This window comes from Caulobacter sp. GW821-FHT10E02, assembly GCF_059415225.1.
Genome location: NZ_JBWKMV010000001.1, coordinates 1677394 through 1702888, shown reverse-complemented (window position 1 = coordinate 1702888; position 25495 = coordinate 1677394). Strand labels below are relative to the sequence as shown.

The window sequence follows — 25495 nt, the reverse complement described above, 5'->3', positions numbered from 1 at the left end:
TCACGAGGTAGGTACTTACCTACATTCATTGGAAGCGAGTTGGGGCGTCCGGTCGTCGAGTGTCCATCATCCTGGAGATGAGCTCGCGTCCGTTTCGAGCCGACGTCTTGAGTCGCCGGCCGTAATAAATCCGTCGCGTAATCGTGGTTTTCCAGGCCGCTTACCGCCAGACGGGGGCGTCGTGCAACTCAGTCCTGACGCGACCGTCGACTGGGTCGCTCTTCATATTCTTCCGCATGAAGGCTTCGTCCGCGCCTGGCTGACGCGCGTCACGCGCCGCTCCAGCGAGGTCGACGACATCGTCCAGGAAGCCTATTGCCAGATCGCCGAACTGGACACGGTCAGCCACATCCGCAGCGGCAAGGCCTATTTCCTGGCGACGGCGAGGTCGATCATGCTGCAGCGCCTGCGCCGTGAGCGTGTGGTGCGGATCGAGACCATGACCGACGTTGACGCCCTGCGCCTGACGGACGACGAGCCGTCTCCCGAACAGGTAACCGGCGCGCGGCGCGAGCTGGAGCGGGTGCTGGGCCTGATCGCGACCCTGCCGCCGATCTGCCGGCAGGTGATCGAGCTGCGGCGCATCCACGGCTTCTCGCAGAAGGAGACGGCGCGACGGCTGGGCGTCACCGAGTCCGTCGTGGAGAACAACACCATCCGGGGACTGCGCACGATCTTGAAGGCCCTGGCCGAGGACGCCGGCGAGGCTTCGACGATCGAGGCCTCGTCGCGTCGGGCGCGGGAGAGCGCCCATGTCTGAGATCGACGCCAAGGCGGCCGCCTGGGCCGTAGCCCTCGACGCGGGCGAACTGGACGCCGGCCGGCGCGCCGAGCTCGACGCCTGGGTGGCCGAGGACCGCCGGCATCGTGGGGCCTTGCTGCGCGCCCAGGCGGGCCTGCGGCTGATGGATCACGGACAGGTGGTCAGCAAGATGCTGCCGCCGCCCCGGCGCGATGTCGGCAAGGCCGCGCGGGTCCGCTCGCGCTGGGCCTGGGGCGTGGGACTGTCGACGGCGGCGGGCCTGGCGGCCGCGGCGGTCCTGTGGGGCGCGCCGGCCAGCGACTTCAAGACCCAGGTCGGCGAGCAGCGGCGCGTGGCTCTGCAGGACGGCTCGGTGGCGATGATCAACACCGACAGCCGCCTGCGCGTCCGGTTGGGTGGGCCCGAGCGCCGCATCACCGTGCGGCAGGGCGAGGCCTGGTTCCAGGTCGCCAAGGACCACGTGCATCCGTTCATCGTCGACGCCGGCCCGGTGCACGTGCGCGCCACCGGCACGGCCTTCTCGGTCCGTCGCCTGGCGGGCGGAGCGGAGGTCGTGGTCACCGAGGGACGGGTGGTCGCCTGGCGGGACGGGCAGGGCGGGGCGCCCGTGGCCATCTCGGCCGGCCAGTCGGCCTTTGTCGCCGATAGCGTCGCCCAGGTGGTCCGCGCCAAGACCGCGCGCACTGACGACGTCCTGGCTTGGCGGCGCGGCGAGATCGTCTTCGACGGCGATACGGTCGCGTCGGCCGTGGCCGAGTTCAACCGCTACAATGAGCGCAAGATCGAGCTGGCCGATCCGGAGATCGGGCAGCGGACCATCGTCGGTTACTTCCTGATCGACCAGCCGGAGAAGTTTGCGCTGGCCGCCTCGCGCATGACCGGCGGCGAGATGCGGGAGGATGGCCAGCGCATCGTCATCGAAAATTCACAATAAAAGCTAGGCCTTCGGAGAAGGAAATCGCGCTCCCCAAGCATCTTCCCTGCACAAGTCGACAAAAAGGGGTGCGACAGTGCTTGGTCATCGCGGCAAGAATTTCATTCTATCCTTGGTTGCGTCTACCGCGATCACTATTCCACTGAGCGCGCACGCCGAAACTCGGCGTTTCGACATTCCCGCTCAGCCTGCTTCCAGCAGCCTGCCGCAGTTCGCACGTCAGGCCGGCTTGCAAATTCTGGCCCCTGCGCCGCTGACCCGGGGCGTGCAGACGCAAGCCGTCTCGGGCGCCTTCGAGCCGCGCGCGGCGCTTGAGAAGCTGTTGGCCGGCACGGGCCTGCGCATCGCCTCGCAGGACGGCGCGGTGTTCACCCTGGACGCCGGCGGCGCGCGATTTCCCGCCGGCCAAGGCGAAGACGCCAACGCCGTCGACGCCCTCGTCGTCACCGGCACGGCGCTCCAGAACCAGGAAGCCATCGCCACCCGCCGTAATTCTCTGACCGTCGTCGACGCCCTGACCCAGGACGACACCGGCGACCTGGCCGACCAGTCGCTGGCCGAGGCGCTCAGCCGCGTTCCCGCCGTCAGCACCATGCAGGTGCTGTATGGCGAGCAGGAGAGCCAGTACGTCGCCGTGCGCGGCATCACGCCAGACCTGAACTACGTCTCGGTCGACGGCATCGGCATGATCTCGGTCGCCAACCAGGGCGCGGGTCAGCGCCGGGTGGACCTGGCCCTGATCCCCAGCCAGGCGGCCCGCACGACCGAGATCTTCAAGACCTTCACCGCCGACCAGGACGCCGGCGCGATCGGTGGCGTGATCAACATCGTGCCCTACAGCGCCTATGGCCGGGGCAAGGACAAGTTCTACATCGACACCTTCGTCAACTACGTCACCAACAACGACGTGCCCGGCGGCAATAGCCTGGGTGGCTACAAGGACTCGCCGTGGAGCGGCGGGATCAAGGCGCTGTGGAGCCACCGCCTGGGCCCGGATGACAAGTTCGGCTTGGTGCTCAGCGGCACCTATCAGCAGCGCTCGTACGACGACGTCAAACGCAACCCCAACGCCCGCACCTACTACACGGCGAGCGGGGCGGCCACGACGCCGGACCAGCCCAACTGGAATGGCTTCGACCCCGCGCCCCAGGCGATGGTCGACTATGAGTTCACCAGCTTCATCAAGACCTACGGCGGCTCGGCGACGTTCGAGTTCAAGCCGTCGGACCGCTGGTACAGCTCGCTGATGCTGTACGACTACAAGCAGACCGAGGATCAGACGAACAACGTCTTCACCCTGCGGGCCTTCGCCAACCTGTCCAACCAGACCCAGCACACCGGCACGCTGAAGGTCCCGGACGTGCGCACGGCCTTCAACTACGACCGCTTCGAGAACGAGGCCAAGGGCGCGCTGTTCAAGACTCGCTACGACATCGACGAGCGGACCAATATCGAGCTGCGGGCCGGCTACAACACCAGCACCTTCTATGACCTGGAGTGGGCCAACGCCTATCAGTCCAAGCCGACCAACCTGTCGATCAACTACGACATGTCCGAGCCGTCGGTGAAGTTCACCCTGGACGGCACGGAGGGCCTGACCGATCCGGCCAAGTATTCGCTGCTCACCGCCGGCGACACCCTGACCAAGGCCAAGGGCACGGCCACCGAGTTCAAGCTCGACTTCTCGCGCAACTTCGACTCCGACACCCTGGGCTTCGGCTACAAGGCCGGCGTCGGGTCGCGCCGGTTCGAGGTCAGCCGCAACCTGGATCAGACCGTCTACACGCCGGGCAAGTCGACCCTGGCCGGCTACGACTACTCGCCGACCGGCTACCGGCCGTGGCTGTGGAACTATCCGGTGGTGTGGGTCAACTACGCAAAGTTCCGCCAGGACATCCTGCCGACCCTGGCGACCAACGCCGCCTCGTCGGCCAGCGCCTCGCTGGCCTCGGACTACCGCTATGACGAGACGATCTCGTACGGCTATGTCTCGGCGCTGTACGCCCTGTCGCACACCCGCTTCATCGGCGGCCTGCGCCTGGACGCGGCCGACTATTCGGCCGATGTGCCGGTGTCGGTGGGCGGCATCTTCAAGCCGGGTACCACCCGCTACAAGGGCGACTACACGCACTTTCTGCCGTCGCTGAACGCGGTCCACGACTTCAGCGACAACCTTCGCCTGAAGGCCAGTTACAGCCGCACCCTGGGCCGTCCCGCGCCCGAGGACATCGCCCAGGCCGAGACGCGCAACGACGTCAGCTTCACGATCTCGCGCGGCAATCCCGACCTGAAGCCGCGTCGGGCCGACAATTTCGACCTGACGCTGGAGGCCTATTTCAACGGCTCCAAGGGCCTGGCCAGCATCGGCGCCTTCGCCAAGTCGGTGAAGGACGACATCTACGCGCTGAAGGAAGAAGAGCTGATCGACGGCTTCCGCTACACGATCAGCACGCCGATGAACGCCAACAAGTCCACGCTGCGCGGCATCGAGGTCCAGTACATCAACAACGCCCTGCCGGGCCTGCCCGGGCCGCTGAAGGACAAGGTCGGCGTCGCCCTGAACGCCACCAGAACCTGGGGCGACATGGACTACATCGTCGACGGCAAGGTGCTGCACATCGACCGCCTGCTGTACCAGCGCAACTGGATGGCCAACGCGGCGATCTTCTACAAGCTGCCGCACGATGGCGAGGCGCGGGTCGGCTACAATTGGGGCGACGCCTATTACGACGGCATCGGCGCCAATCCGTGGCTGAACCGCGGTCCCGAGGCGCGCGGGCAGATGGACGCCACCGTGCGCTATCGCATCGCCGGCGACTGGATCGTCAAGCTGCAGGCCAAGAACATCCTCAATGAAGACCTCTACCTGGGCTACGACGCCAACCTGAAAGAGCGCCGGGCCGAGATGAAGAAGGGCCAGTCCTTCTTCCTCAACGTGATCTACCGTCCGTGAGCCCGGCCATGAGCATCCCCCGCAGACGCCTGATCCAGGCCGGCGGCCTCGCGCTGCTGGCCGGCGCGACCTCCGGTCCTGTCTGGTCGCAGAGCCTGGGCGCCTATCCGTTCACGCTGGGCGTGGCCTCGGGCGATCCCGCGCCCGACGGCTTCGTGATCTGGACGCGGCTGGCGACCAAGCCGCTGGAGCTGGGCGGCGGCATGCCCTCGCGCATCGTGCCGGTGGGCTGGGAAGTGGCCGACGATGAGGGCTTCACCCGCATCGTCGCCACCGGCAAGGCGCCGGCGCGGCCGGAGCTGGGTCACTCGGTCCATGTCGAGGTCGAGGGCCTGAGACCCGGCGCCCGCTACTGGTACCGCTTCTCCGCCGCTGGCGAGACCAGCCGGGTCGGCACGGTGCGCACCACGCCCGCCGCCGGGGCCCGCGCCGACCGCCTGCGGCTCGGCGTGGCGGGCTGCCAACACTACGAGGCGGGGCTGTTCACGGCCTACAAGCACCTGAGCCAGGAGCCCGACCTCGACGCCATCTTCCACTATGGCGACTACATCTACGAGGGCGCGGGCGGGAAGGGCTGTCCGGTCAGCAAGGAGGCCGCCGATAAGGGGCGGGTCTGCTTCCGCGAGCATGCCGGCGGCGAGATCTATTCGCTGGACGACTACCGCCGCCGCTACGCCCAGTACAAGACCGACCCGGACCTGCAGGCCGCCCACGCGGCCGCCGCCTTCCTGTCCTCGTATGACGACCACGAGGTCGATAACAATTGGGCCGGCGACGACGACCAGGACGCCACGCCGCGCGAGGTCTTCCGCTTGCGCCGGGCCGCGGCCATGCAGGCCTGGTACGAGAACATGCCGGTGCGGCGCTCGTCGTTCCCGGTCGCCGGCGCGCTGCGGATGCATCGCCGGATCGACTGGGGCGACCTGCTGCGCGTCCAGGTGCTGGACACGCGCCAGTTCCGCAGCGGCCAGATCTGCGGAGCCAAGCCGCTGGACCGCTGCCTGCCGGTGGACGGGACCCCGCGCCCGACCATCCTGGGTGAGGCCCAGGCGGCGTGGTTGGAGCAGGGCCTGAGCGGCGGCCAGCGCTGGAACCTGCTGGCTCAGCAGGTGATGGTGATGCCGTTCCTCTATCCCGGCACGCGCGGCGCCGGCCGCACCAATCTCGACAGCTGGAGCGGCTACGCGGCCAGCCGCGAGCGCCTGGTCGCCGCCATCCAGGCCCGCAAGCTGACCAATGTCGTCATCTCCACCGGCGACGTGCACCAGCATCACGCCGGCGTTCTGCCGGCGCGCGAAGGCGCGTGGGACAGCCCCGCCGTGGCGACCGAGTTCGTCTCGACCTCGATCAGCTCCGGTGGCGACGGCGTGGCGATCTCGGACGAATGGAAGGGCGTGCCGGCTGACAATCCGCACTGCAAGCTCTTCGACGCGCGGCGCGGTTATCAGCTGTTCGACATCGGCCGCGACGTCTGGCGGACCGACGTCAAGGTGGTCGACCGGGTCACCACCCCCGGCGGCTCGCTGTCGACGATCGCGCGCTTCGCCGTTGAGCCTGGTCGGGCGGGCCTGTCCTCAGTCTAGTCGCGAGGCTCGCCGTTCTCCCAGAAATAGCCGTCGCGGGCGGGGTCGTAATAGTAAAAGCGGCCGACGTAGCGATCGAAGAACTGGCGTCGGTTGATCGGCGCATAGGGCTTGGTCGCGGCCGGCGGCGGCGGCGGATCGTCGGCGCGGTCGGTGACGATCTCGCTGTTCTGGTCGGCGGGTCCCGCCGCACGGTCGGCGGCGCGGGCCGGGGCTTCGTAGAAGACCGTCCCGCCGGTCTCGCCCGCCACGGTGGCGGCGAAGCGCGAGGTATCGGCGCCGACCAGCGTGATCTGCTTGGAGAAGCGGTTGGGGCCATACTTCTCGTCATTGGCCACGTCGAACTCCAGACGCAGCTGCACCTCGCAGAGCAGGCCGCTCTGCTTGACCTCCTGGGTGATACGCGCGACGCCGCTCAGGCGGTCGTGCACCTCTTCGCGACAGGACGCATTGTCCGGCCACAGATAGTAGTAGCGGCCGATCAGGTCGTAATTGGCGTTGGCCTCGTTGCGGCGCTTGAGATCGTAGACCGCGACCACGTCCCGCGCGCATGGATCGGCGGCCTGGGGCGTCATGCGCTGCACGCCTCGGTACGAGGCCTTGAACGCCAGGGACGTGGCGAATGTCCGGGCCTGCTCGCAGTCGCCTCGGAAGGCGCTCTGGGCCTGGGCCTCCGTGGTCGCCCCCGCCAGCAGCAGGGCGGCGGTCACCGCCGCCAGGGATCGTGTCATGGTCGGGCTCCTTGGCAGGTGGCGACGGCGCGCACCTGGCAGTAGTTGACGCCGTTGGGGCAGATCGTGTCGCCGGCGCGGACCGAAAGCGCCTCGCCGCCTTCGCTGTCGCAGGCGGCCCGGCCGGCCAGTTCCAGTGACGGCGAGAAGTTCGTGGTCGGATCGACCTTGATGAAGGTCGAGGCGGTCCAGGTCCGCAGGACGGGGCGTGGTGCGGGCGGCGCCGCGACCTGGCGGGGAGGCGGCGTCGGCGCGGGCCTTGGCGGCGCCCGGACGACCGGCGGGGATGGCTTGGCGGGCGCTGGTTTGGGTTTGGCCACCGGCTTGGGTTCAGGCGCGGGCTTTTTGATCGCCTTCTTCTCGGCGGGCTTTTCGGGGGGCGGCGCTGGAGGCAGTTCGACTTCAATCGGCGCCGGTCGCGTGGCCGCGTCGATACGGGCCAGACCCTTCTCGCCCTCGCGCTGCAAGGCCGAGCCATCGCCTAGCTGGGCCACCCGCGCATAGAGGCCGCGTGCTTCACTCAGGCGATCGGCATCGTCGCCAGCCTGAGCTTCCAGGAACTGGCCGAGAGCCAGCACCGCGTCGGCGCGGCTGCCGCCGGCGGCCTGGCGCAGGCGCGCCTCGGCGGCGGCCGGATCGGGCGCGCGACCGCCTTCGCCGTGGGCCAGCATCTGACCCAGCGCCAGGGCCGCGTCGTCCCGCGCCCGCGCCGTGTCGGGGCGGTTGTCGTCCGGGGCGCTGGCGGCGCGTTGCAGCCAGTCCAGCGCTTGGTAGGCATAGGTCCCGCGATCGGGATTGGCGGTCTCGCCGGCCCGCAGGCGGTAGAAGGCCCCGAGCCGTTCCATGGCGGCAGGCTCGCCGGCCGCCGCCCGCGCCGTCGTCCCGGTGTCGAACCGTTCGGGCAGGCGCAAGCCTTGAGCGGGCGCATCCGTGCAGCGCAGCCGCCAGCTGCCCGCGACGGCGAGCCACTGGCAACCCGCAGGCGCGGCCGGAGCGACGGCCTTGGGCGCGCTGGCGAGGGCGGGTTTCTTCGGACCTTGGATTAGGTTGGGTCCAACCAGGGCGGCTGCTGCGATAGCCACGGCCGCAAGGGCCACGCCGGCTGCCCACCAGCCGAGCCGGCGGCGCACCGGTGTCTCGCGGGCTAGGGTGAGCGGCGCGTCGGCGGGTTCTTCGGGCGTCTCGACGGCCATCGGCAGAGGCGGCAAGTCGAACGCGTTGGCTTCCGGCTCTGGCGACGCCTGCGCCAAGCCGTCGAACCAAGCGCCGGTCTCGGGTCCGAGGCCTAGTCCGGAAAGCCAGGCCGAGGCGTCGGCGGGCCGCGCCTCGGCCGCCGGTGCAAGGCCAGCCTCGATCCCGCTGCGCAGGGCGGCGGGGACGACGACGTCGCTCGGCCACGCGTTGTCGCCGGCTACCCGGGCGGCGAGATTGGCGGCCGGCGGCGCGCGGCCGGTCAGCAGGCGCTGGAGCAAGGCGCTGGCGGCATAGAGGTCGGCGGCCGGTCCGATCGGATGGCGAAGCGCGCCGTCATGAGCCTCGGGCGGCGCATAGCCCGGCTCGATCAGGCCGTCCTGGCTGCGCAGAACCCGGAAGAACGGGCGGCGATCGACCATGAAGCCGGTCAGCCGCACCGTCTCGCCATCGATCAGCACCGCGCGGGGCGACAGGTCGCCGTGGACGATCCCGGCCGAGTGCAGCTCGCCCAGCGCCTGGGCCAGCCGACGCGCGAAGGCGGTGACGATCGGTTCGGCCACTGGACCGGGATGCTCGGCCAGCCAGGCCTCCAGCGTCAGGCCAGACGGCGGCTGCAGCCAGAAGACGCCGCTGGCCGCCCGGACCACGGCCTCGACCGGCAGGGCCGCGCGGGGCGCTTCGGTTTGCAGCTTCCGGCCCAGCGCCTCGAAGGCGTCCAGCGCCTCGGCGTACGGACCGGCCGCCTCCGGGATCGGGACGCAGCGCACCGCCCGCACCGTCTCGCCCTCGACGGCGAACGTCTCCAGCGACCCGACGCGACCCAGCGACCGCAGGCGCAGGGGCTTGCGGAAACCGTCGACCTTCAGACGAAGCGGCGCCTCGGCCTGGAGGAAGGTCATGGCGTGTCTCCACAGTCGGTGACGGTCCGCGACGCGGCCTCGATGATCCGATCGGCCTCCGGCGGAGCCGGCGCATCGATCGGGGCGAGGGCGACACGGATCGTCGTGTCCGAACCATCTCGACGCCAAACGCTTTCGGCCCCGCTTCCGTTGAGTCCGAGCGTGGCGCGCATCAGGGCCGGGTCGGCCGCCAGGCCCGAACAGGCGAAGAAGTGCGGCCAGTCGCGGGCGGCGGGGCTGCCGGCCGCGACCTTGACGGCCAGCCAGCGCGGGGCCTTCGCCTCGGCCGTCGGCGCTGGCGAGGGGCGGGCCATCCAGGTGCCGAGCCCGGCGGCGGTTAGCCACAGGGCGATGGGCAGGGCGATCGCCAAGGACGAGACGGAGCGCTTCATGATCCGTCTCCGGCGATCCAGGCGTGGGCGGCTTGCGAACGCAGGATGGCGGCGGCGACCGCCAGGGCTGGGGTCTCGGCCTGCCGCTTGTCCTGCAGGTTGACCACGATGGTCAGCCCCCGCACCGGCTGGCCGCCGGCCTGGCGCACGGCGACGACGGCGATGGCGTGGCCGTCCAGCAGCGGCGGCTCGGCCGCGCGCAGCGGCAGGTCGACGACCCGGCCGTCCGGCTCGGGCTCGAAATCGCCCGGCCGGCAATTGCGATAGCCGCAGGCATAGCGCTGCATCTCCGCCGCCGCCTGCTCGGCTAGGTCTCGTCGGCCGGCGACGCGGACCCGGCAGCGGGTTTCCTTGAGGTCCAGAATCTGGCGCGTCGCCTCAACCTTCGATTTCGGCGCGACGTAGCCGAACTTCAGCACGCCCGCCGAGGCGTCCCAGCGCAGGCCGCAGTCGCCGCGCGCCAGCTGCCGCAGCAGGGCCGCGCCGGGAGCGCTGGGGACCTCGCCGGCCACCTTCATGGTGCCGGTCTTGCCATAGAGCGCCACGTCCGGGCCGTAGCCCATGGTCGTGAACTCGCGACCGAGCCAGGCGGCGGTGCCGGTCTTGACCACGCGTGAGAGGCCGTCGAGCACCGTGGCGCGGATTTGCGGGCTGCGCATCGGCAGTTCGGCCTCGGGCGGACCGGCGGCGGCCGGTGTCAGACGGGCCCGCACCTGGCGGCCGGTGACGATCCGCGAATAGACCTCGGCCATCTTGATGGCGCTCCAGGTCGAGCGGCTGCCGCCCAGCACGGCCATCAGATAGTCGTTGCGAAACGAGGCGACGGCGTCGAAGCCCAGCCGCTCGCGCTCCGGCGAGGCCCCCGCCAGGGGCGAGGCGCAGGGCGGCGAGGCGCCGGTCAGACCGCGCCAGATGGCGACGTCATAGCGACAGCCGCCGCCCTGGCCGGCGTCCAGATCGAACAGTCGCGCCAGGCGATCAGGCCAGGCCGGGCCGCGTCCGGGCGGAGGTTGCAGAACCCAGCCGAACGGCCCTGGCGCGGTCGCCTCGCCGAATACGGGCAGGGGCGGGACGTCGGTGCGGCTTTTGCCCTTCAGCGACCAAGCCTCGACCGGTCCCGGCTGGGCGCGGGGCGAGGCCGGGGGCGCGGCCGGGTCGCGATAGGCCAGCATCATCAGCGCCAGGGCGTAGCGGTTGTTGGAATGCTCCAGGAAGGTCGGGAAATCGGTCATGCCCAGGCCGTGGTTGTCGAACCCGCCCTTGCCCAGGTCCATGCCCAGCACGGTGCGGATACGGCCAGTGCCGCCGCCCTGGATCTTCAGACTGGCCAGGCCCGGATCGGCGTCGAGGATGGCCAGCGAGAACGGACCCTTGACCATCGAGCCGACCGGCAGGCGCTCGAAATTGTGGTTCTGGTCGATCAGGTTCTGGCCTCGGCGCGTGCGGCGCTGGGCGGGGGCGAGCTCGGTCTCGCTCAGCGGCCAGGAACCGACGGCCAGGATCTGGCCGGTGGTGGTGTCCATCACCGTCACGGCGGCCTTGAAGGCGTCGCCGGCCTCGGGTTCGGTGGCGCGCACGGTCGCGGCGCCGGCGGCCAGGGCGTCCTGCGCCGCCTGTTGCAGGCGGGCGTCCAGCGACAAGCGCAAGGGCGTCGGCGGCCGACCGGTCATGGCTCGCTCGACCGGCTGGGCTAGCGGCTTCAGGGCCGGGAAATAGGCGCGGGCGCCCGAGGGCGTGGCGTGGGCGATGTCGGCCGCGCCGCCGTCGAGGCGCAGGCGCAGCACCGACTGGCCAGTGCGCAGGGTCAGGGTCTCGCCCGGTGGCAGGGGCGTCAGGGTCACGTCGCCGTCGGCGCGCGGGCGCACGTCGCGGGCGCCGACGCGGATCTCCAGGATGGACGGGATCTGCACCCGCACCACGGCTTGGTCGCCGACCAGCATCACGGACCCGACCGAATGGGGCGGCTGGTCGCCGTCCTTCAGGCAGATGGACAGCGCGCGACGCGGCTCGGCCGCGGCGGCCCGGCGCGTCGGCATCAGAATGTCGCACGCGGCGGCCGGGGCGCCTTGCGGCTCCAGGCGGATTGGCGCGGGCGGCGGCGTCCCCAGCGGTTGCAGGCGCAGGCCCGGCGCCGCGCCGCCTCGGAACTGGATCGGCCCGGCCCAGGCGCCGCCGCCCGAGAACGGCCGGTCGATATGGTGGGCGAACGGGTCGATGCCCTCGACCCACTGGCCGTCGTCGCTGAGCCGCCAGACCGCCGGGTCCTGCAAGTCGCTGCGCAGATAGGAGGCGTTGACGAAGGCCCGCAGGCGCGGATCGCGGCCGACCGGGCCGTCACGCAGGGCGATGCGCGGCTCGCCCTCGGCGTCGTAGCGCACAGACAGCCACTGGCGCTGGGCGATGGCGTCGACCAGGCGGTCATAGCCGCTGGCGGGACCGCCGCCCGTCGAGCGGCCGAGCGCGGCCAGCACCGCCGGGGCTCCGGCGACCAGGGCCACGACGGCGACCAGCGGCGCGGCCACGGCCAGGATGCGGCCCCATTTCGGCTTCTGGCGGCGGCTCATCGCTTGACCTCCTGGGCCAAGCCCCAGACGGCCAGGCCGATCAGGATCGCGCCTTCTAGGAGGTCGCCGCCGGAGGTCGGGGCCAGCAGATAGGCGTTGCGGCCGGTGAACGGCACCAGCTGCAGATTGGCCAGGGTCATGTAGGTCGCCGCGCCGAACACGCACCACAGGGCCAGCAGGCCGGTGGCGCGGCGCGCGTCCAAGGCGGCGCGGTTCAGGCTCCAGACCGCGATCGGCGCGGCGGCCAGCAAGGCCAGCAAGAGGCCCGTGGCCAGGCGTCCGAACGGCGACATCAGGTGGACGGCGGTCAGGTTGTCGGTGGCCTGGACGGGCTTCAGCGCGGTGAGATTGGCCGGCGAGAGATAGCCGCGCCCCAGCAGTGAGCCGGTGTAGTCGGAGAGCTGCGCCGACCAGATCTTCAGCCCTTCGGCTTCGGTGGAGACGTCCGCCCCCAGCGCCTCGGGCGCGGCGATCAGGTAGAGCCGCAGCAGATTCTGGCTGGCCTTGGCCTGGCGATCGAGCGTCGCCAGGGCCTGCTCGTCGCTGAGGCCGCGTTGCATCTGGGCGTTTTGGCTGATGCGGTCTGCGCCCGTGGCCCCGACCGCGCCCAGGACGGGCAGGGCGATCAACAGGGCCGCGGCGGCGATGGCCGGCCCCGCCCAGGGGATGCGCGCAACGCCTCGACGCCACGCGAGGATGGCGGCGACCCCGGCGATGGGCAGAAACATCAGGGCGTAGCCGCTGTCGCGCACTGTGAACGGGATAACGAAGGTCGCCATCGCCAGTAGAGCCCAGAAGACGATCGGCCGGCCCCAGCCTGTGGGATGAGCCTCGGACGCGGTCAGCAGGCGACCGAACCCGATCAGGATCAGGGGCGTGTAGACCACGCTGATCGCCAGGACGGTCACGCCGAAATCGATGCGCTCCTTCCAGCCGATAGCCCCGACGGCTAGACGGACGACCAAGACGATGACCAGCAGCAGGACACCCGATGCCCAGGGCGATCCGGAGGTGAAGCTTCGCTTGAACTGATCCGCCCAGCGGGTGCGCCAGACGATGGCGAGGCCCCAGGCGGCGAGCAGTAGCAGGCTCAGGACACTAAGGTGGCGGGTCCACGCGAGCACGGCGATCGCCGCCACCGGCGGGGCGAGGTCGAGCGCCAGGTCGCCGGACTTGCGTGGCTCGCCGGCCCGCGCCCAGGCCAGCAGCGCGGCCGGGACGGCGACATAGGCTAGGGCGGCGTCGCCAAGGATTTCGCGCCAGTCCAGCGCCGGGTCGGCCTCGGCGGCGGCCAGGCCGATCAGCAGGCGCAGGGCGAGCAGCAGCTGTAGCAGGCACAGGATCACCCAAAGGGCTGGGCGACGATGGAAAAGCTCGCGGCAAGCCAGAAGCACACTGGCGGTCCAGGCCAGGACGATCAGCACCGCCGGCCATGGCGTCGCCAGCCGGTCGAGCGACAGGTGCGCGGTGCGCAGCGCCGGACCGCTCGCGGGGATGTCCAGCCGGGCGCGGGTGAAGCCGTCGCAGTCCGGTCCCTGCGGCAGGTTCGGTGACGCGCGCAGGGCGTCGGCGGTCAGGCCTCCGACCACGGCGGCCTCCAGGCCCAGGCGGCGCGGCGGCGCGGCCCGGTCGCAGCGGCCGACGACCTCGGTCGGCGGGGTGGCGAAGGCGATCTCGGCTTGGCCGTCGCGCTCTGCCAGGGACAGGCTGCGGCGCAGTTGCAGGCGGCCCCGACGCGCGTCCTGGCCGTCGAGGGCGCCGTCGACGAAGCGCGGCTCGAAAATCTCGACCTGGATTCCCGCGCCCAGGGGGATGGCGGTGGGGGGAGCGTAGGGGACCACCTGGCCGCCTCGAGCGATCCGCGCGCCGGGATCGGCCAGGATGATCGACCAGGCGCTGCCGCCGAAGCCGCCTTGCTGGAACAAGAAGCTGCGGGCCGGCGCCCGCGCCGCACCCTTGCCGACGCAGAGCCAGCGATCACAGTCGGCTAGCACGCCGCTGGCCTTCGCGGACCTAGGCTGGGGAAAGAAGTCGCGCAGAGGGTGGATCGCCTGGAGCGGAGTCCAGTCGTTGACGCCGCCGAACGCCAGCAGGGTTTTGCGTTCGGGCATGGTGGGGCCAGCGTCGGCTTCCACAGTCTCGATCGCGCCGTCACGCCATGTCGCGGGGACGAAGGTCCGTCCGCGCAGGACGGCCCAGGCCGCGCCCGGATGCTCGCAGGGCGCCTGCACACAAACGGCGTCGCCCTCAGCGAAGGGCAAGGCGGCGGGCCAGGTCAGTTTCCGGCCCTGACGCAGGGCGATCACCGCTGGCGATGGCGCGGTGTCGGAGCCGGCGACTACGAGCGCCAGCGGCGGGGCGTCGCCGCCGGTCGACAAGTCGGGCTGCACCGTGGCGAAGCCAGCGGGCAGGCGCGAGATGACCAGATCATCGCGGCTGGCGTCGCCGCCGAGGCTCAAGGGGAACTGGCGCACCTCGGCCGTCAGTCGCAGCAGCGACAGACGAAGATCGCCGGTACGCCCCTGAGCGGCCGCCGTCAGCAAGCAGCCTGCGACCAGAATGGCCGGCGCAACGACGCCGACGACAAGGGCCGCGACGCGCTGCGCCGAAGGCTTGCGCCGTGTCGAGGCGCCGTCCGCCGCCACACGCCAGAACGCTAACCCCAGCGCCAGGCAGGTCAGACCCAGCAGGACGCCACTCATCCGCTGCCGGCCCTCCGCGCCGCCCCGAAGGTGGACCGGCCCAGCAGCCGCCAATGGTCATGGGCGCGCTTCAGGGCAAGCAGGCGCCAGAGCGCTAGGCCCAGCGCGGCGACCGCCGCGGCGATCAGGGCGGGCCAGCCAAACTGCGGTCCGAGGGCGACGATCACCGGCGACATCGCCGCAATGTGCTCGGCGGGCGCGACGCACAGACTGGCGTCGTTGCGCGCCAACGCCTGCCGCGCTTCGCGGAAGGCCGGATCGCGGTCCATGCCAACGCCCGCGCAGAGGTCGCGCTTCAGAACCGCGCCTTGCGTGTCGCCCAACGCCGCCAAGCGCTCAGCAAAGGCGGGCGTCGGCGAGGACCAGGGTTCTAATTGCGACAGGCCCAGCTGTTCGATCCAGGGCCCGCCGCCCCGCGTGGGCGCCGCGCCGACCGTCGCCGTCCCGAAGTTCGGCGCGAGGCCGAATGCCCAGACCAGCCCGATCACGGCCAGCACCACCACGACCCCGCTGGCGACCAGCGAGCCTATGCCGTTGTGGCGGCTCATGGCGCGGACTCCGCCACCGGCGCATCAGTCGGTGGGCGTCGGCGGAACAGGCTGGCCACGCCGTCCCAGGCGCGGCGCTTCTCGGTGTGCTCCTTCAGGCGCAGCAGGGCGCGGATCAGCTCGGTGACCCCGACGTGGCTGAGCCGGTAGTTGATGGTCGTCGAGCCGCGCGCCACGCCCTCGAAGGCGGTGGCGAACTGGAAGCTGGCCAGGGCGAACCACTCGTCGATCTGGCGGGCGACCCCTGGGCGCAGGGTGTTGAGCATGGCGAAGGCGTCGGCCTTGCGCGGTTCACGCCGCAACGTCCGCAGCAGGTGGGCCGCCTGCGGATGGCCCTGCAGCAGACGACGGATCGGCAGCTGCACGGCGTCGGACCTGTGGGTCAGGTCGTCGCTCTTGGAGAGGACGATGAACATCGGCTTGGTCGGCTTCTTGCGCTCGGCCTCGCGGCTGCGGTCGAACACGGCGTAGGCGTCGATCGACGGGTCGAGATCGGGTCCGCCGCGCTCCTCCATCACCACCATCAGCTGGGCCATCAGGCCGACGCCGCTGATATAGTCGCCCAGCTCCTCGTGCTTGGAAGCCAGGCGCTGCAAGGCCTGCTCGACGCCGCCTTCCAGCAGCCGCTTGCGCTCACGGACCAGGGCCTTGAGCTTGGCCTGGGCCTTACCGTCGCCCGCGTCGGTCGCCTTACGGGCCTGGGAAATCTGGCGCTTCAGGGCGTCGACCTTGTCGATCAACGCTTGGGCCGGCGGCAGGGTGGAGAGATCGACGGACGGCGCTTGGCCGGCGGCGGCGCGGCGCCACAGGACGTCGTGGGCCAGCTCCGACAGCAGGGTCTCGTCGGCCGGCAACAGGGTCAGGAACGCGTGGCCCGTATAGATCAGGTGCCGCATCAGGGTGTTGGCCTCGCCGAGGAACGAGCCCTCCACGGCGCGCAGGAAGCGCTCGCCCGGGATGTCGATGACGTAGAAGTCGTTGGCGCCCTTGCGGAAGCGGTGGGCGGTGAACAGCGTGGTGTTCTCGACGTCGCCCGGCGGGGCGCGACGTGGGTAGCAGGCATAGGCGTCGCCCTCCTGCAGCTCGTACTTCAGGCGATTGAGGAACCAGGTCTTTCCGGCGGTCGGGAAGCCCAGCAGCACCACGGTGAAGACGCCGGACTCGCGGATGCGGCGCAGGGTCTCGACGTCGAGTTCGCGGGTGGTTTGGCCGACGATTGGCGCGGTGTCGGCGGGGTCTATGTCAGGCGCGAAAGTCGGCGGCTCGGCCGAGGCGGCGGCAGCCTGGTCGACCTTCTGTTCGACGAGGGCCCGCAGGCTCTCGCTGAGGCCCTCGGGCGCTTGCGGGGTTGTGGTGGGCGTTTCAGGCAGCGGCGCCTCGGGCGGCGTCATGCGGCGCAGGGTGTCGATCACCTCGCCCATGGTCACCCCGGCGGCGGGGGTGTCGAGCGCGTGGGCCTGAGGCGTTTGGGCCGCCAGTGTCGCCACGCGGCCCTCGGCCAGGGCGCAGTGCGGGCAGTCGGCGTAGTCCTCGCTCGCGAAGGTGTTGGTGCAGATCTCGCAGTAGATCATCGCGCCGTCCTCCCTTCGCTGGCCGCCGCGACCAGGGCCCAGGCGGCGCGGGTGAAGTCCGCCGGGCGCGGGGCGTGGCGCAGACCGGCGGGGATGGCCCGCGTGGCGAGGGTGGCCGACAGCTCAGGCGCGAAGGTCCGGGCGGCCGCCAGCACCGCCGGGTCGGCGAGAGCGGCGTCGGCGCTGGACGGCGGCCTGGCCAGCAGAGCCGAAAGCACGGCGCGAAGCCGTGCGCCGTCGCGAGGCAGACGCAGGCAGTGCTGGCGCAGCAGCGCCCCGGCCAGCCAGCGGGTCTCCTCGTCGTCGAGACGCGTCAGGGCGGTGTCCTGGACGGCGTCGAGGAAGGTCGGGCCGGCGATGGCCAGGTCGTCCGCGAAGTCCGGATCCGCCGCCAGCTTCGCGACCCACAGGCGCATGACCGGGGCGAGGTCGAGCTGGCGGGCGACATCGCCCAGCCAGACCGCGACGTCAGGCTTGGCCATCACCGCGTCCAGGCCGCGCAGAGCGCTCAAGGTTGCGGCGTCGGCCCCGTTAGTGAGCCCGCGCACATAGAAGGCCGTTCCTTGGGCGTCGGCGACGGCCACCAGGGCGTCGAAGGTTTCGGACACACCTTCGCGCAAGGCCGAGCTTGCGGCGTCGGCCCCGCCGGCATGACGCATCACAGCGCGCAGCAGCGCGACCATGGCGTCGGGCGTCAAGGCGGCGCAGGCGCTGGCGATCTCCTCGAACATCACGTCGTCGGCGGGCAGGCGGGCCTTGTCCTGCGACCACTGGGCCGAGCGCAGGGCGGCGGCGGCCGGCTCCCGCTCGGCGATGGCGGCCAGTTTCAGCCAGGCCTTCCAGGCCAGGGGCGGCTCGGCCGTGGTCTTCAGCGACGAGAGTTCGTGCGTGACCGCGAACGCGGCCGGGCTCTCGGCCGAGGCGTGGGTCACCAGTCGGAAGATGCGCGCGGGGTCGAGATCGCCGGCCGGCGCGATCAGGCTGGTGCTGGCCCAGCCGGTCAGGCGGGCGCGTTGGCTGGGCGGCTCGATGCTCTCGACCAGGGCGGCGAGCACGGCCTCGGGGTCCTCGTCGCCGACGTCGATCGCGACGTCGCTCCAGCCGACGCGAGGCATAGCGCGGGGGGCGGGCGCCGCCAGGCTCTCCGGTGAGACCATGAGCGGTTCGAGGCCGAAGGCTGCGTCCTCCGGCTCGGGCAGCAGCCTGAGCAGGCGCGGGGAGGCCCAGTCAATCGCGTCCAGTAGGGCGGAGTCGGCGATCAGCAGGTGAGCGACGGCCACCGGGCCGAGCTCGCCTTCGCCGAGATGACTGGCCCGGACGACGGCGAAGCTCGAGCCGTCGGCGGCCAGCGGCAGCATGGCCACGAATCGGCGGCGGCGCAGCATCGCCCAGCCGGCCAGGGACAGGGCGAAGTCGGCCAGGCGCGCCTGCTGCTCGGACGTTAGGCGCGGGCCGGCATAGCGGCGCAGGCCGTAATTACGGCCCTGGGCCTTGGGACCGATGACGGCGGTGGCGACCGAGGCGGTCATGGCTTGGGGACCGTCGTCGGGCTAGCCGGCGGCGCCGTGGCGGCGGAGCCCACGGGCTGGGTCGAGCGGGCGGCGGCCTCGTCGCCGGCTGGCGCGGGGCGGCCCAGCTCACGCGGCGCAGGCTTGACGGCTGGCACGGCGACGCGCGCGGGCGGCTTCTGGGCGCGAGCGGTCGGCTGCGGCGCCGGTTCGCGCTGCGTCGACGGGGAGGGGGGCGGCGTATCGACCGTCGGCGCCAGGGGGACCACGGGCGCGGTCGTCGTCGTGGTTTCCGGCGGCAGGGCAGGCTCGGTCCGCCCCGCCTGCAGGCCCAACACGAAAGCGGCGGCCAGCAGCGCCGCGGCCACCAGCGCGATCACGCCCAGCACCCATGGGCGCAGACGCCAGACCAGCAGGCCCTCGGCCTTGGCGCGGCGATCCAGGGCTTCGGCGATCCGGTCGGCGGCCTCGGCGCTCAGGCTTTGGTGTTGCTCGGCGACGGCGCTACGCGCGGCCTCGCTGACCGCACGGGTCAGGGCGGTCGACATCGGCCCGTCCGGGTCGTCCTTCACGGATTTCCCGGCCCACTCCAGGACCAGGATGGCGAGCTCGCGCCGCAGGGTCTCGACGTCTTGGAAATGGCCGTCCGCCATCGCAGGTCCTCGTCGCCGTCAGGCGTGGACCCCAGCATTCCCTTTCCAACATGAAGCGCGCCTGAACGAGCTTGGCTTTAGGACTAGGTCGACGAGTGGTCCCGTCGCCGCGTGACGACATTGGCCCGGGCCCGCGTCTGGATGGCGTCGGAGCCGTAGACCATGGCCGGCTGGCGCAGCAGCTTCTCGATCGCCCGGCGGACCGGGGCCTCGCGATCGTAGGCGGCGCGCAGCTCGGCGGCGCGCTGAGCCACGCGCGGCGGGCGGCGCTCCTCGGGCGTCTGGAACAGGCCCAGGAAGTCGCCGATGTGCGGCTGCGACAGGAAAAGCGCCAGCGGGGCCGACAGGATCAGCCCCAGATAGACCGGACTGGACCACCAGAACATCACCGGGTCCAGGGCGAACACCAGGGCCGCGGCGACGCCGCCGATGCCCATATGAGCGCGGTGGACGCGCCAGGCTTCGCGCTTGGTCAGGCGGCCGGGGTCGCGCTGTTGCGTCGCCCAGCCGGCGTCGCGACCGATCAGCACCTGCAGCACCGACACGCTCTGCATCAGCATCAGCACGGGGGCGACCAGGGCCGACAGCACGATCTCCATCAGCATGCTGACGATGAAGCGATAGCCGCCGCCGAACGCCTGGCGCTGGGCCCGGCTGCGCAGGATCAGCGCCGCCGCCATCAGCTTCGGCGCGATCAGCAGGGCCATGGTCAGGCCCCACAGCCAGGCCGCGGCGTCGGCGCGGATCAGCGCCGAAGCGCCGCCTTGCTCCATCCACACGCCGGCCCCGGCGATCAGCAAGAACAGCCACAGCGGCGAGGTGGCGTAGGACAGCACGCCCCGCAGCAGGTGCAGGCGGCTGATCCAGTGCAGGCCCTTGGCGCCGATTACGCCCAGGTGCTGCAGGTTGCCCTGGCACCAGCGGCGGTCGCGGATGGCCATGTCGAGGATGGTGGGCGGGGTCTCCTCGTAGGAGCCGATGAGGTCGGTCGCCAGGCCGATCTTCCAGCCGCCCCGGCGCATCAGGGCCGCCTCGACGAAGTCGTGGCTCATGATGTGACCGCCGAACGGACGGGGACCGGGCAGGTGCGGCAGGCCCGCCTGTTCGGCGAAGGCGCGCGTGCGGATGATGGCGTTGTGGCCCCAATAGTTGCCTTCCGCACCCGACCACCAGTCCTGGCCGGCCGCCAGCATCGACCCGTAGGCGCGCGAGGCGAACTGCTGCAGGCGGGCGAACGGCGTTTCGCCGTTGATGATCGAGGGCGAGGTTTGCAGGAGGCCGAGCTTCGGGTCGCGCTCCATCCGGTGGGTCAGGCGGATGATGGTGTCGCCGGTCATCAGGCTGTCGGCGTCCAGGATCAGGAACTGCTCGTAAGTCCCGCCAAAGCGCTCGACCCATTCGGCGATGTTACCGGCCTTGCGGTCGGTATTCTTGACCCGGCGGCGATAGAAGATCCGCGCCTTGGAGCCCAGCCGGGCGCGTAGCCGCAGCACGCCGACGGCCTCCTCGCGCGCCACGCTCTCGACCCGCGTGTCGCTGAGCACGAAGAAGTCGTAGAGCTCGGCCACCTCGCGCTGATCCAGCTCCTCGTACATCGCCTGGATGGCGGCCAGGATGCGGCCGGGATCCTCGTTGTAGGTCGGGGCTAGTAGCGCCGTGCGGGTCATGATCACCGGCTGCGGCTGCTCGCGACCCTCGGCGTTGCGCCAGCAAGTCCAGAAGCCGCCGACGGCGCTCATGAAGGCGAAGGCCACCCAGGCGAACAGCAGCACGAACAGGCTGAAGGCGATGCCGTCGACCAGGGTCAGGCCGCCGGGCGCGAACAGCATCGCCGTGACCACGGCTGTCATGGCGGTGAGCATTCCCGATCCGACCAGCAGCACCCAGCGACGCCCGGAGATGTCCGCACTGGCCACGGGAGTCAGCTTGCCCTTGCGCAGGCTTTGGGCGGGCATGGCCACGGGCTTCTCGGCCGGGATGAACTCGGCGAACGAGGCGGGCGCGGGCTTGGCCGGCGCCGTGGGCAGCTTCAGCGCTGGGAGGGGACGGGCGCTTCTGCGCCGCTCGGAAGACAACAAAGCCACTGTACTCTTGGTTCGGGGCGGCGGGTCGCGGTTGGTCCAGGAAGGCCAAGTTCGCGACGGCCAGGTTGGTTTCACGGCGCGGGCGGAAAAATCAGCGCCGTCCAGGTTTCGCTTATCGGGCGCCCATGTTGCCGTAATACTACGCGGACATCGGCGGGTTCCGCGCCATCGCAGACCACGTCGAAGGTCACCCGCCACAGGGCGTCGGTCTCGTCCTCGTGGCGCGCGCCCGGATAGTGCGACAGCAGGCGGATCTGGCCGTTGCGGGCGGTGACGTCGGCCTCGATGTCGATGGCCGTGCGCAGGGCCAGCAGGTTGGCGCCCCGGAACTCGACGGCGATCTTGCGGCCCTGGGCCACGCCCTCGCGGCCCGGCTCGCCCGGCCGGCCCGAGCGGGTGGCCACGACCTTGGCCAGGTCGGTGTCCGGCGCCTCGCCCGTCCACCGTAGGCGGTAGGCCAGTTCGACATGGCTTCCCGCCTTGACCGGCGCGTCCGGCGTCCAGAAGGCGACGATGTTGTCGTTGGTCTCGCTGTCTGTGGGGATCTCGACCAGGCGGACCGAGCCCTTGCCCCAGTCGCCGATCGGCTCGACCCAGACGCTGGGCCGGCGCTCGGAGGCGGCCTGGTCGTCGTGATAGTGTTCGAAGTCGCGGTCGCGCTGGATCAGGCCAAAGCCCTTGGGGTTCTCGTCGCTGAACACGCTGGTGACCACGCGCTTGGGGCTGGAGAGCGGCCGCCAGAGGCGCTCGCCCGCGCCGGTCCAGATCGCCAGGCCGTCGGAATCGTGGATCTCGGGCCGCCAGTCGACCGCCGGATTGGCGCGGTCCTCGCCATACCAGAACATGCTGGTCAGCGGCGCGAAGCCCATCTGGTCGAAGGCCCGCCGGAAGTAGACGCTGGCCTGGACGGTCTGGGTCAGCGCTAGGCCGTCGCGCTCGTTGATGAACTTGTAGGCCCCGACGATGCCGGGGCTCTCCATCAGGGCGTGGATGACCAGACGGCCCGCGTCGTCGCGCTCCAGCCAGACCTCGCGCCAGTCGGGGAACTCCTCGGGCTGGACGGCGTAGGTGTCGGCGGCGATGGCGCGGGCCGACAGGCCGTATTGGCCGAACGGGGCCGGCGAGCGGAAATAGGACGCGCCGTGGAAGACCAGCCACTCGCCGCGATCGTCGCGACTGATGGCCCGGAAGCCGGAGAAGCCGGCCTTGGCGGGCAGGGCGCGGACCGGGCTGTCGGCCTTCGAGGAGAACATGGTCGGGTCGTAGGCCAGCGGCCGGGCGCGGCCGTTCTCGACCAGGTGGATCGTCACGGTCTTGGAGACGCCCCGGCTGAGCGGGAACAGCTCGATGCCCCAGTCGCCGCCCCACAGCGGCACCTTGGTCCGGTAGAACCCGACCGCCTGGGCGGCGTCATAGTCCATGGCCTGGACCTGCGGCGGCGGAGGCGGCGGCGCGACATAGGCGCGGCTGGCCAGGGCGCGGGCGCGGGCCTGGACGGTGTCGAAGGAGAAGCTCGCGGGACGAGCGTCGGCCGGATCGGACGGCAAGGTGGAGGCGACCGCGCCTCCAGCCAGGAGCGTCAGGGCGGCGCGGCGATCAAGCAGGGACAATACAAAACCTCGGGCGGATACCGACTCGGCGCGCGGATAAAGGAGACTTGAGGCCGAAATGGTTCAACCCTTGAGGCGATAAAGTTGGCTTCCAGCCGGAAACGCCCTGTCGCCAGAGCGTTGCCCGGCGCGCGCAAGCACTCTATCGGCGTAAGGAGTTTGTGGCGGCGCGGGGGAATGGGCGATGCAGCAGCTACCCGATTTCGAGGCCTGGGCGATCTTCGCCAAGGTCGCCGAGTGCGGCTCGTTCTCGGACGCCGCCCGTGAGCTGGGCCTGACCAAGGCCAGCGTCTCGCGCGCGGTGACGCGTCTGGAAGCTCGCCTGCGCGATACGCTGCTGACGCGCACGACCCGCAAGTTGTCCCTGACCGACAGCGGCCGCGCCGCCCTGGTGCGCGCCGCGCGCATCCTGGAGGACGGAGCGGCGATCGAGGCCGAGCTGCTGGACGAGGCGGCGATCCCTCGGGGGCAGATCCGGCTGGCCTGCTCGGCCGCCTTCGGCGTGCGGGCGCTGGCCCCGCTGCTGCCCGACTTCTTCGCGCTCTATCCCGAGATCGACCTCGACTTCCAGGTCATCGACAGTCCGATCGACCTGATCACGGCGGGCTTCGACATCGCCATCCGCCCTGGCGAGGTCGTGGATTCGACCTTGAAGGTCACGCGTCTGGTGTCGCTGAAGCGGTCGATCATGAGCGCGCCGGGGTTCTTCGATCGTCATGGTCGTCCCGAGCATCCGGAGGACCTGGTGGGGCTGCCCGCGATCGCGTTCACCCAGTTGCCGTTGCCCCTGGATTGGCGTCTGAGCCACGAGACGGAAGGCGAGCGGTTGGTGCGCGTCGAGGCGGCCTATCGTTTCAACAACGCCGCGGCGGCCATTCCAATTCTCACCGCCGGCCTGGCCATGGCCGCCGAGCCCGAGCTGTTCGTGCGGCGGGAACTGGCCAGCGGCGCCCTGGAGACCGTCTTGCCCGGCTGGACGGTGGCCCCCATCCCGATCCACGCCCTGACCCCGCCGGCCAAGGCGCGGCCGGCGCGGGTGCGCGTGCTGATCGATTTCCTGCGCCAACGCCTGGGCGACGAAAGCCAGATCCTCGGGCCGTCCATCTGACGCCCGCGTGATTGGCGCTGTTCCTGTAACAGTGAAGTACGTCGACGCCGGCTAATCGGCGAGGGCTGGACCGAATACCTGAGGCGTCCGCTTCAGGTCTCGAAATCCCATGTCCTCACCCCGCGCCCCGATCGACGCTCTGGCCCTCGCGGCCCTTGGCGCGCTGATGGGCGGGCTTTTTCCGATCAGCGTGATCTTCTCGCTGGGCGACATCGGCGGCGGCCTGTCTGCCAGCGCCGACGACACCGCCTGGATGGTCACGGTCTACAATGTCGGCCAGCTGCTGGGTCAGCCGCTGCTGATGATCACGGCCGGCGCCTTCGGGCGCGGCGTGGCGATGCGGACGCTCGGCGTGGGCTTCACCTTCAGCAGCCTGGCGATCGCCCTGGCCCCGGACCTGAATTGGGCGCTCGGCGCGCGTCTCGTGCAAGGCGTGTTCGGCGGAGCCTTGCCGACCTTCATGATGCTGCTGGTCATGACCAGCCCGCTGCCGGGCCGCGCGCGGGTCGCCGGCCTGGCGGTCTTCTCCATCGCCGCGTCGGCGGGTCTGGGCTTCGCGGCGCCTGTCGCGGTCTGGCTCCTCGACCTGGGCGGCTGGCGCGGCCTGTTCTGGGGACAGGCCCTGATCGGCCTGCTCTATGCGGCCTTGGCCTTCCTGGTCCTGCCAGGCGAGCGCGGCGATCCGAGGCGACTGCGTCTGGCCGACTGGGGCGGCTATGGCCTGCTGTCGTTGGCGCTGGGCTTGCTGCTGATCGGCGTCAGCGAGGGCGAGCGGCATTTCTGGTTCCAGAGCTGGTGGGTGACCGCCGCCTTGGCGTGCGGAACGCTGGCCCTGGTCTTCGCCATTCGGCTGATCCCGCTTGCTGCCACGCCGCTGCTGCGGCTGGAGCTCTTCGCCAGGCCCACGCTCAGTTGGGCCCTAGTCTTCCAGCTGGTTTTCCGCTTCGGCCTGATGTTTGGCATCGTGGTCACGCCGCAGTATCTCGTCCGGCTGCAGGGCTATCGCATTGAGCAACTGGCCCCGGTGCTGCTGCCCCTGGCGCTGGTCACCGTCGCCGTCGGACCGTTGGCCTGGTGGGCGGCCTGCCGGTTCGACCCGCGCTGGAGCCTGTCGCTGGGTCTGGCCAGCTTCGCTACCGCCGCCGGATACGGCGCCTTCCTGTCGCCCGATTGGGCCGCGCCGGAGCTGTTCTGGCCGCTGGTCGTGATCGGCGCCGGTCAGGCCTTCGTCGGCGTGGCGATGCTGCGGTTCGCTACCTTCGGGGTGCATCCGCCGACGGAGGGGCCGACGGTCGGCATCCTGTTCAACTACGCTCGCGTCATCGGCCTTGCCGCCGGCGTGGCGGCGGCCAGCCACACACTGGTCGAGCGCGAGAAGTTCCATTCCGCGCGCCTGGTCGAAGGCCTGGATGTCCTCGATCCGGCCGTCGCCCAGCGCCTCGGCGCGCAGGCGGGGGCGTTCGCTCACTGGACCTCCGATCCAGGCGCCGCGCAGGGAGCCGGGATAGCCGGCTTGGCTCGCGCCACCGCCGGCCAGGCCTTTGCCCAAGGGTTCTCCGACACCTTCGCCGTCATCGCCGCGTGCCTGCTGCTGGCCGCCATCCTCGTCTGGGCGCTGCCGCGCCTGCCCGCCATTCCCGCCCGCGCTTAGGAAGGACTTTCGCCATGAGCGCCGCCGCTCAAACTCCACCGCCCGAA

At 71.0% G+C, this 25495-nt stretch carries 17 protein-coding genes; 6 read left to right on the top strand and 11 right to left on the bottom strand.

The features are described 5' to 3' along the window. Positions 1-181 precede the first annotated feature (181 nt). The 4 genes from AC07NI_RS07520 to AC07NI_RS07505 all read left to right on the top strand — a co-directional run bounded on the left by AC07NI_RS07520 (position 182) and on the right by AC07NI_RS07505 (position 6233). Positions 182-760 (top strand): RNA polymerase sigma factor, encoded by a 579-nt coding sequence (locus AC07NI_RS07520; protein ID WP_494617482.1) that lies wholly within the window; start codon positions 182-184, stop codon positions 758-760. Further along, positions 753-1697: a FecR family protein gene (locus AC07NI_RS07515; RefSeq protein WP_494617479.1), complete on the top strand. Its 945-nt coding sequence runs from the start codon at positions 753-755 to the stop codon at positions 1695-1697. The genes AC07NI_RS07520 and AC07NI_RS07515 overlap by 8 nt, the downstream gene beginning before the upstream one ends. Before the next feature lie 265 nt (positions 1698-1962). After that, positions 1963-4650, top strand: a complete 2688-nt coding sequence (locus tag AC07NI_RS07510; protein WP_494617473.1) for a TonB-dependent receptor — start codon at positions 1963-1965, stop codon at positions 4648-4650. 8 nt (positions 4651-4658) lie between these two features. Next, positions 4659-6233 carry an alkaline phosphatase D family protein gene (locus AC07NI_RS07505; RefSeq protein WP_494617468.1) on the top strand — a complete coding sequence of 525 codons (1575 nt, stop codon included), beginning with the start codon at positions 4659-4661 and terminating at the stop codon, positions 6231-6233. Here AC07NI_RS07505 and AC07NI_RS07500 read toward each other — a convergent pair. The 11 genes from AC07NI_RS07500 to AC07NI_RS07450 form a co-directional block, all read right to left on the bottom strand. Next, on the bottom strand, positions 6230-6964 hold the full coding sequence (locus tag AC07NI_RS07500; RefSeq protein WP_494617464.1) for a hypothetical protein: 735 nt from the start codon (positions 6962-6964) through the stop codon (positions 6230-6232). The genes AC07NI_RS07505 and AC07NI_RS07500 overlap by 4 nt on opposite strands. Continuing rightward, positions 6961-9057: a protein kinase family protein gene (locus tag AC07NI_RS07495; RefSeq protein WP_494617459.1), complete on the bottom strand. Its 2097-nt coding sequence runs from the start codon at positions 9055-9057 to the stop codon at positions 6961-6963. Before AC07NI_RS07495 ends, AC07NI_RS07500 begins: the two co-directional genes overlap by 4 nt. Beyond that, positions 9054-9449, bottom strand: a complete 396-nt coding sequence (locus tag AC07NI_RS07490; RefSeq protein ID WP_494617454.1) for a hypothetical protein — start codon at positions 9447-9449, stop codon at positions 9054-9056. Before AC07NI_RS07490 ends, AC07NI_RS07495 begins: the two co-directional genes overlap by 4 nt. Further along, positions 9446-12013, bottom strand: coding sequence for a hypothetical protein (locus AC07NI_RS07485; RefSeq protein ID WP_494617449.1), 2568 nt, complete (start codon positions 12011-12013; stop codon positions 9446-9448). The genes AC07NI_RS07490 and AC07NI_RS07485 overlap by 4 nt, the downstream gene beginning before the upstream one ends. Next, positions 12010-14715, bottom strand: coding sequence for a hypothetical protein (locus AC07NI_RS07480; protein WP_494617445.1), 2706 nt, complete (start codon positions 14713-14715; stop codon positions 12010-12012). Before AC07NI_RS07480 ends, AC07NI_RS07485 begins: the two co-directional genes overlap by 4 nt. After that, complete coding sequence (locus tag AC07NI_RS07475) at positions 14712-15263, bottom strand: hypothetical protein (RefSeq protein ID WP_494617443.1); 552 nt, start codon at positions 15261-15263, stop codon at positions 14712-14714. Before AC07NI_RS07475 ends, AC07NI_RS07480 begins: the two co-directional genes overlap by 4 nt. Beyond that, positions 15260-16834, bottom strand: coding sequence for a hypothetical protein (locus AC07NI_RS07470; protein ID WP_494617439.1), 1575 nt, complete (start codon positions 16832-16834; stop codon positions 15260-15262). The genes AC07NI_RS07475 and AC07NI_RS07470 overlap by 4 nt, the downstream gene beginning before the upstream one ends. Continuing rightward, positions 16831-18363 carry a hypothetical protein gene (locus tag AC07NI_RS07465; protein WP_494617434.1) on the bottom strand — a complete coding sequence of 511 codons (1533 nt, stop codon included), beginning with the start codon at positions 18361-18363 and terminating at the stop codon, positions 16831-16833. Before AC07NI_RS07465 ends, AC07NI_RS07470 begins: the two co-directional genes overlap by 4 nt. After that, the gene (locus AC07NI_RS07460) at positions 18360-18995 is read right to left on the bottom strand and encodes a hypothetical protein (RefSeq protein ID WP_494617432.1); all 636 of its coding nucleotides are present in this window, start codon (positions 18993-18995) and stop codon (positions 18360-18362) included. Before AC07NI_RS07460 ends, AC07NI_RS07465 begins: the two co-directional genes overlap by 4 nt. Before the next feature lie 83 nt (positions 18996-19078). After that, on the bottom strand, positions 19079-21079 hold the full coding sequence (gene mdoH, locus AC07NI_RS07455; protein WP_494617428.1) for a glucans biosynthesis glucosyltransferase MdoH: 2001 nt from the start codon (positions 21077-21079) through the stop codon (positions 19079-19081). Between the two features lie 71 nt (positions 21080-21150). Then, positions 21151-22689, bottom strand: coding sequence for an OpgD/OpgG family glucan biosynthesis protein (locus AC07NI_RS07450; protein ID WP_494617426.1), 1539 nt, complete (start codon positions 22687-22689; stop codon positions 21151-21153). Between the two features lie 184 nt (positions 22690-22873). On the opposite strand from AC07NI_RS07450, the gene AC07NI_RS07445 reads away from it, so the two are divergent. Continuing rightward, entirely contained in the window at positions 22874-23797 is a 924-nt protein-coding gene (locus AC07NI_RS07445) for a LysR family transcriptional regulator (RefSeq protein ID WP_494617422.1), read from the top strand. Positions 23798-23906: 109 nt separating this feature from the next. Next, a complete protein-coding gene (locus AC07NI_RS07440; protein ID WP_494617418.1) occupies positions 23907-25448 on the top strand; it encodes an MFS transporter in 1542 nt (513 codons plus the stop codon). Positions 25449-25495 lie beyond the last annotated feature (47 nt).

Bases quoted from the DNA above. Each gene is read 5' to 3' on its own strand.
- AC07NI_RS07515 (WP_494617479.1), top strand. From the start codon at position 753: ATGTCTGAGATCGACGCCAAGGCGGCCGCCTGGGCCGTAGCCCTCGAC.
- AC07NI_RS07505 (WP_494617468.1), top strand. From the start codon at position 4,659: ATGAGCATCCCCCGCAGACGCCTGATCCAGGCCGGCGGCCTCGCGCTG.
- AC07NI_RS07500 (WP_494617464.1), bottom strand. From the start codon at position 6,964: ATGACACGATCCCTGGCGGCGGTGACCGCCGCCCTGCTGCTGGCGGGG.
- AC07NI_RS07495 (WP_494617459.1), bottom strand. From the start codon at position 9,057: ATGACCTTCCTCCAGGCCGAGGCGCCGCTTCGTCTGAAGGTCGACGGT.
- AC07NI_RS07490 (WP_494617454.1), bottom strand. From the start codon at position 9,449: ATGAAGCGCTCCGTCTCGTCCTTGGCGATCGCCCTGCCCATCGCCCTG.
- AC07NI_RS07485 (WP_494617449.1), bottom strand. From the start codon at position 12,013: ATGAGCCGCCGCCAGAAGCCGAAATGGGGCCGCATCCTGGCCGTGGCC.
- AC07NI_RS07480 (WP_494617445.1), bottom strand. From the start codon at position 14,715: ATGAGTGGCGTCCTGCTGGGTCTGACCTGCCTGGCGCTGGGGTTAGCG.
- AC07NI_RS07475 (WP_494617443.1), bottom strand. From the start codon at position 15,263: ATGAGCCGCCACAACGGCATAGGCTCGCTGGTCGCCAGCGGGGTCGTG.
- AC07NI_RS07470 (WP_494617439.1), bottom strand. From the start codon at position 16,834: ATGATCTACTGCGAGATCTGCACCAACACCTTCGCGAGCGAGGACTAC.
- AC07NI_RS07465 (WP_494617434.1), bottom strand. From the start codon at position 18,363: ATGACCGCCTCGGTCGCCACCGCCGTCATCGGTCCCAAGGCCCAGGGC.
- AC07NI_RS07460 (WP_494617432.1), bottom strand. From the start codon at position 18,995: ATGGCGGACGGCCATTTCCAAGACGTCGAGACCCTGCGGCGCGAGCTC.
- AC07NI_RS07445 (WP_494617422.1), top strand. From the start codon at position 22,874: ATGCAGCAGCTACCCGATTTCGAGGCCTGGGCGATCTTCGCCAAGGTC.
- AC07NI_RS07440 (WP_494617418.1), top strand. From the start codon at position 23,907: ATGTCCTCACCCCGCGCCCCGATCGACGCTCTGGCCCTCGCGGCCCTT.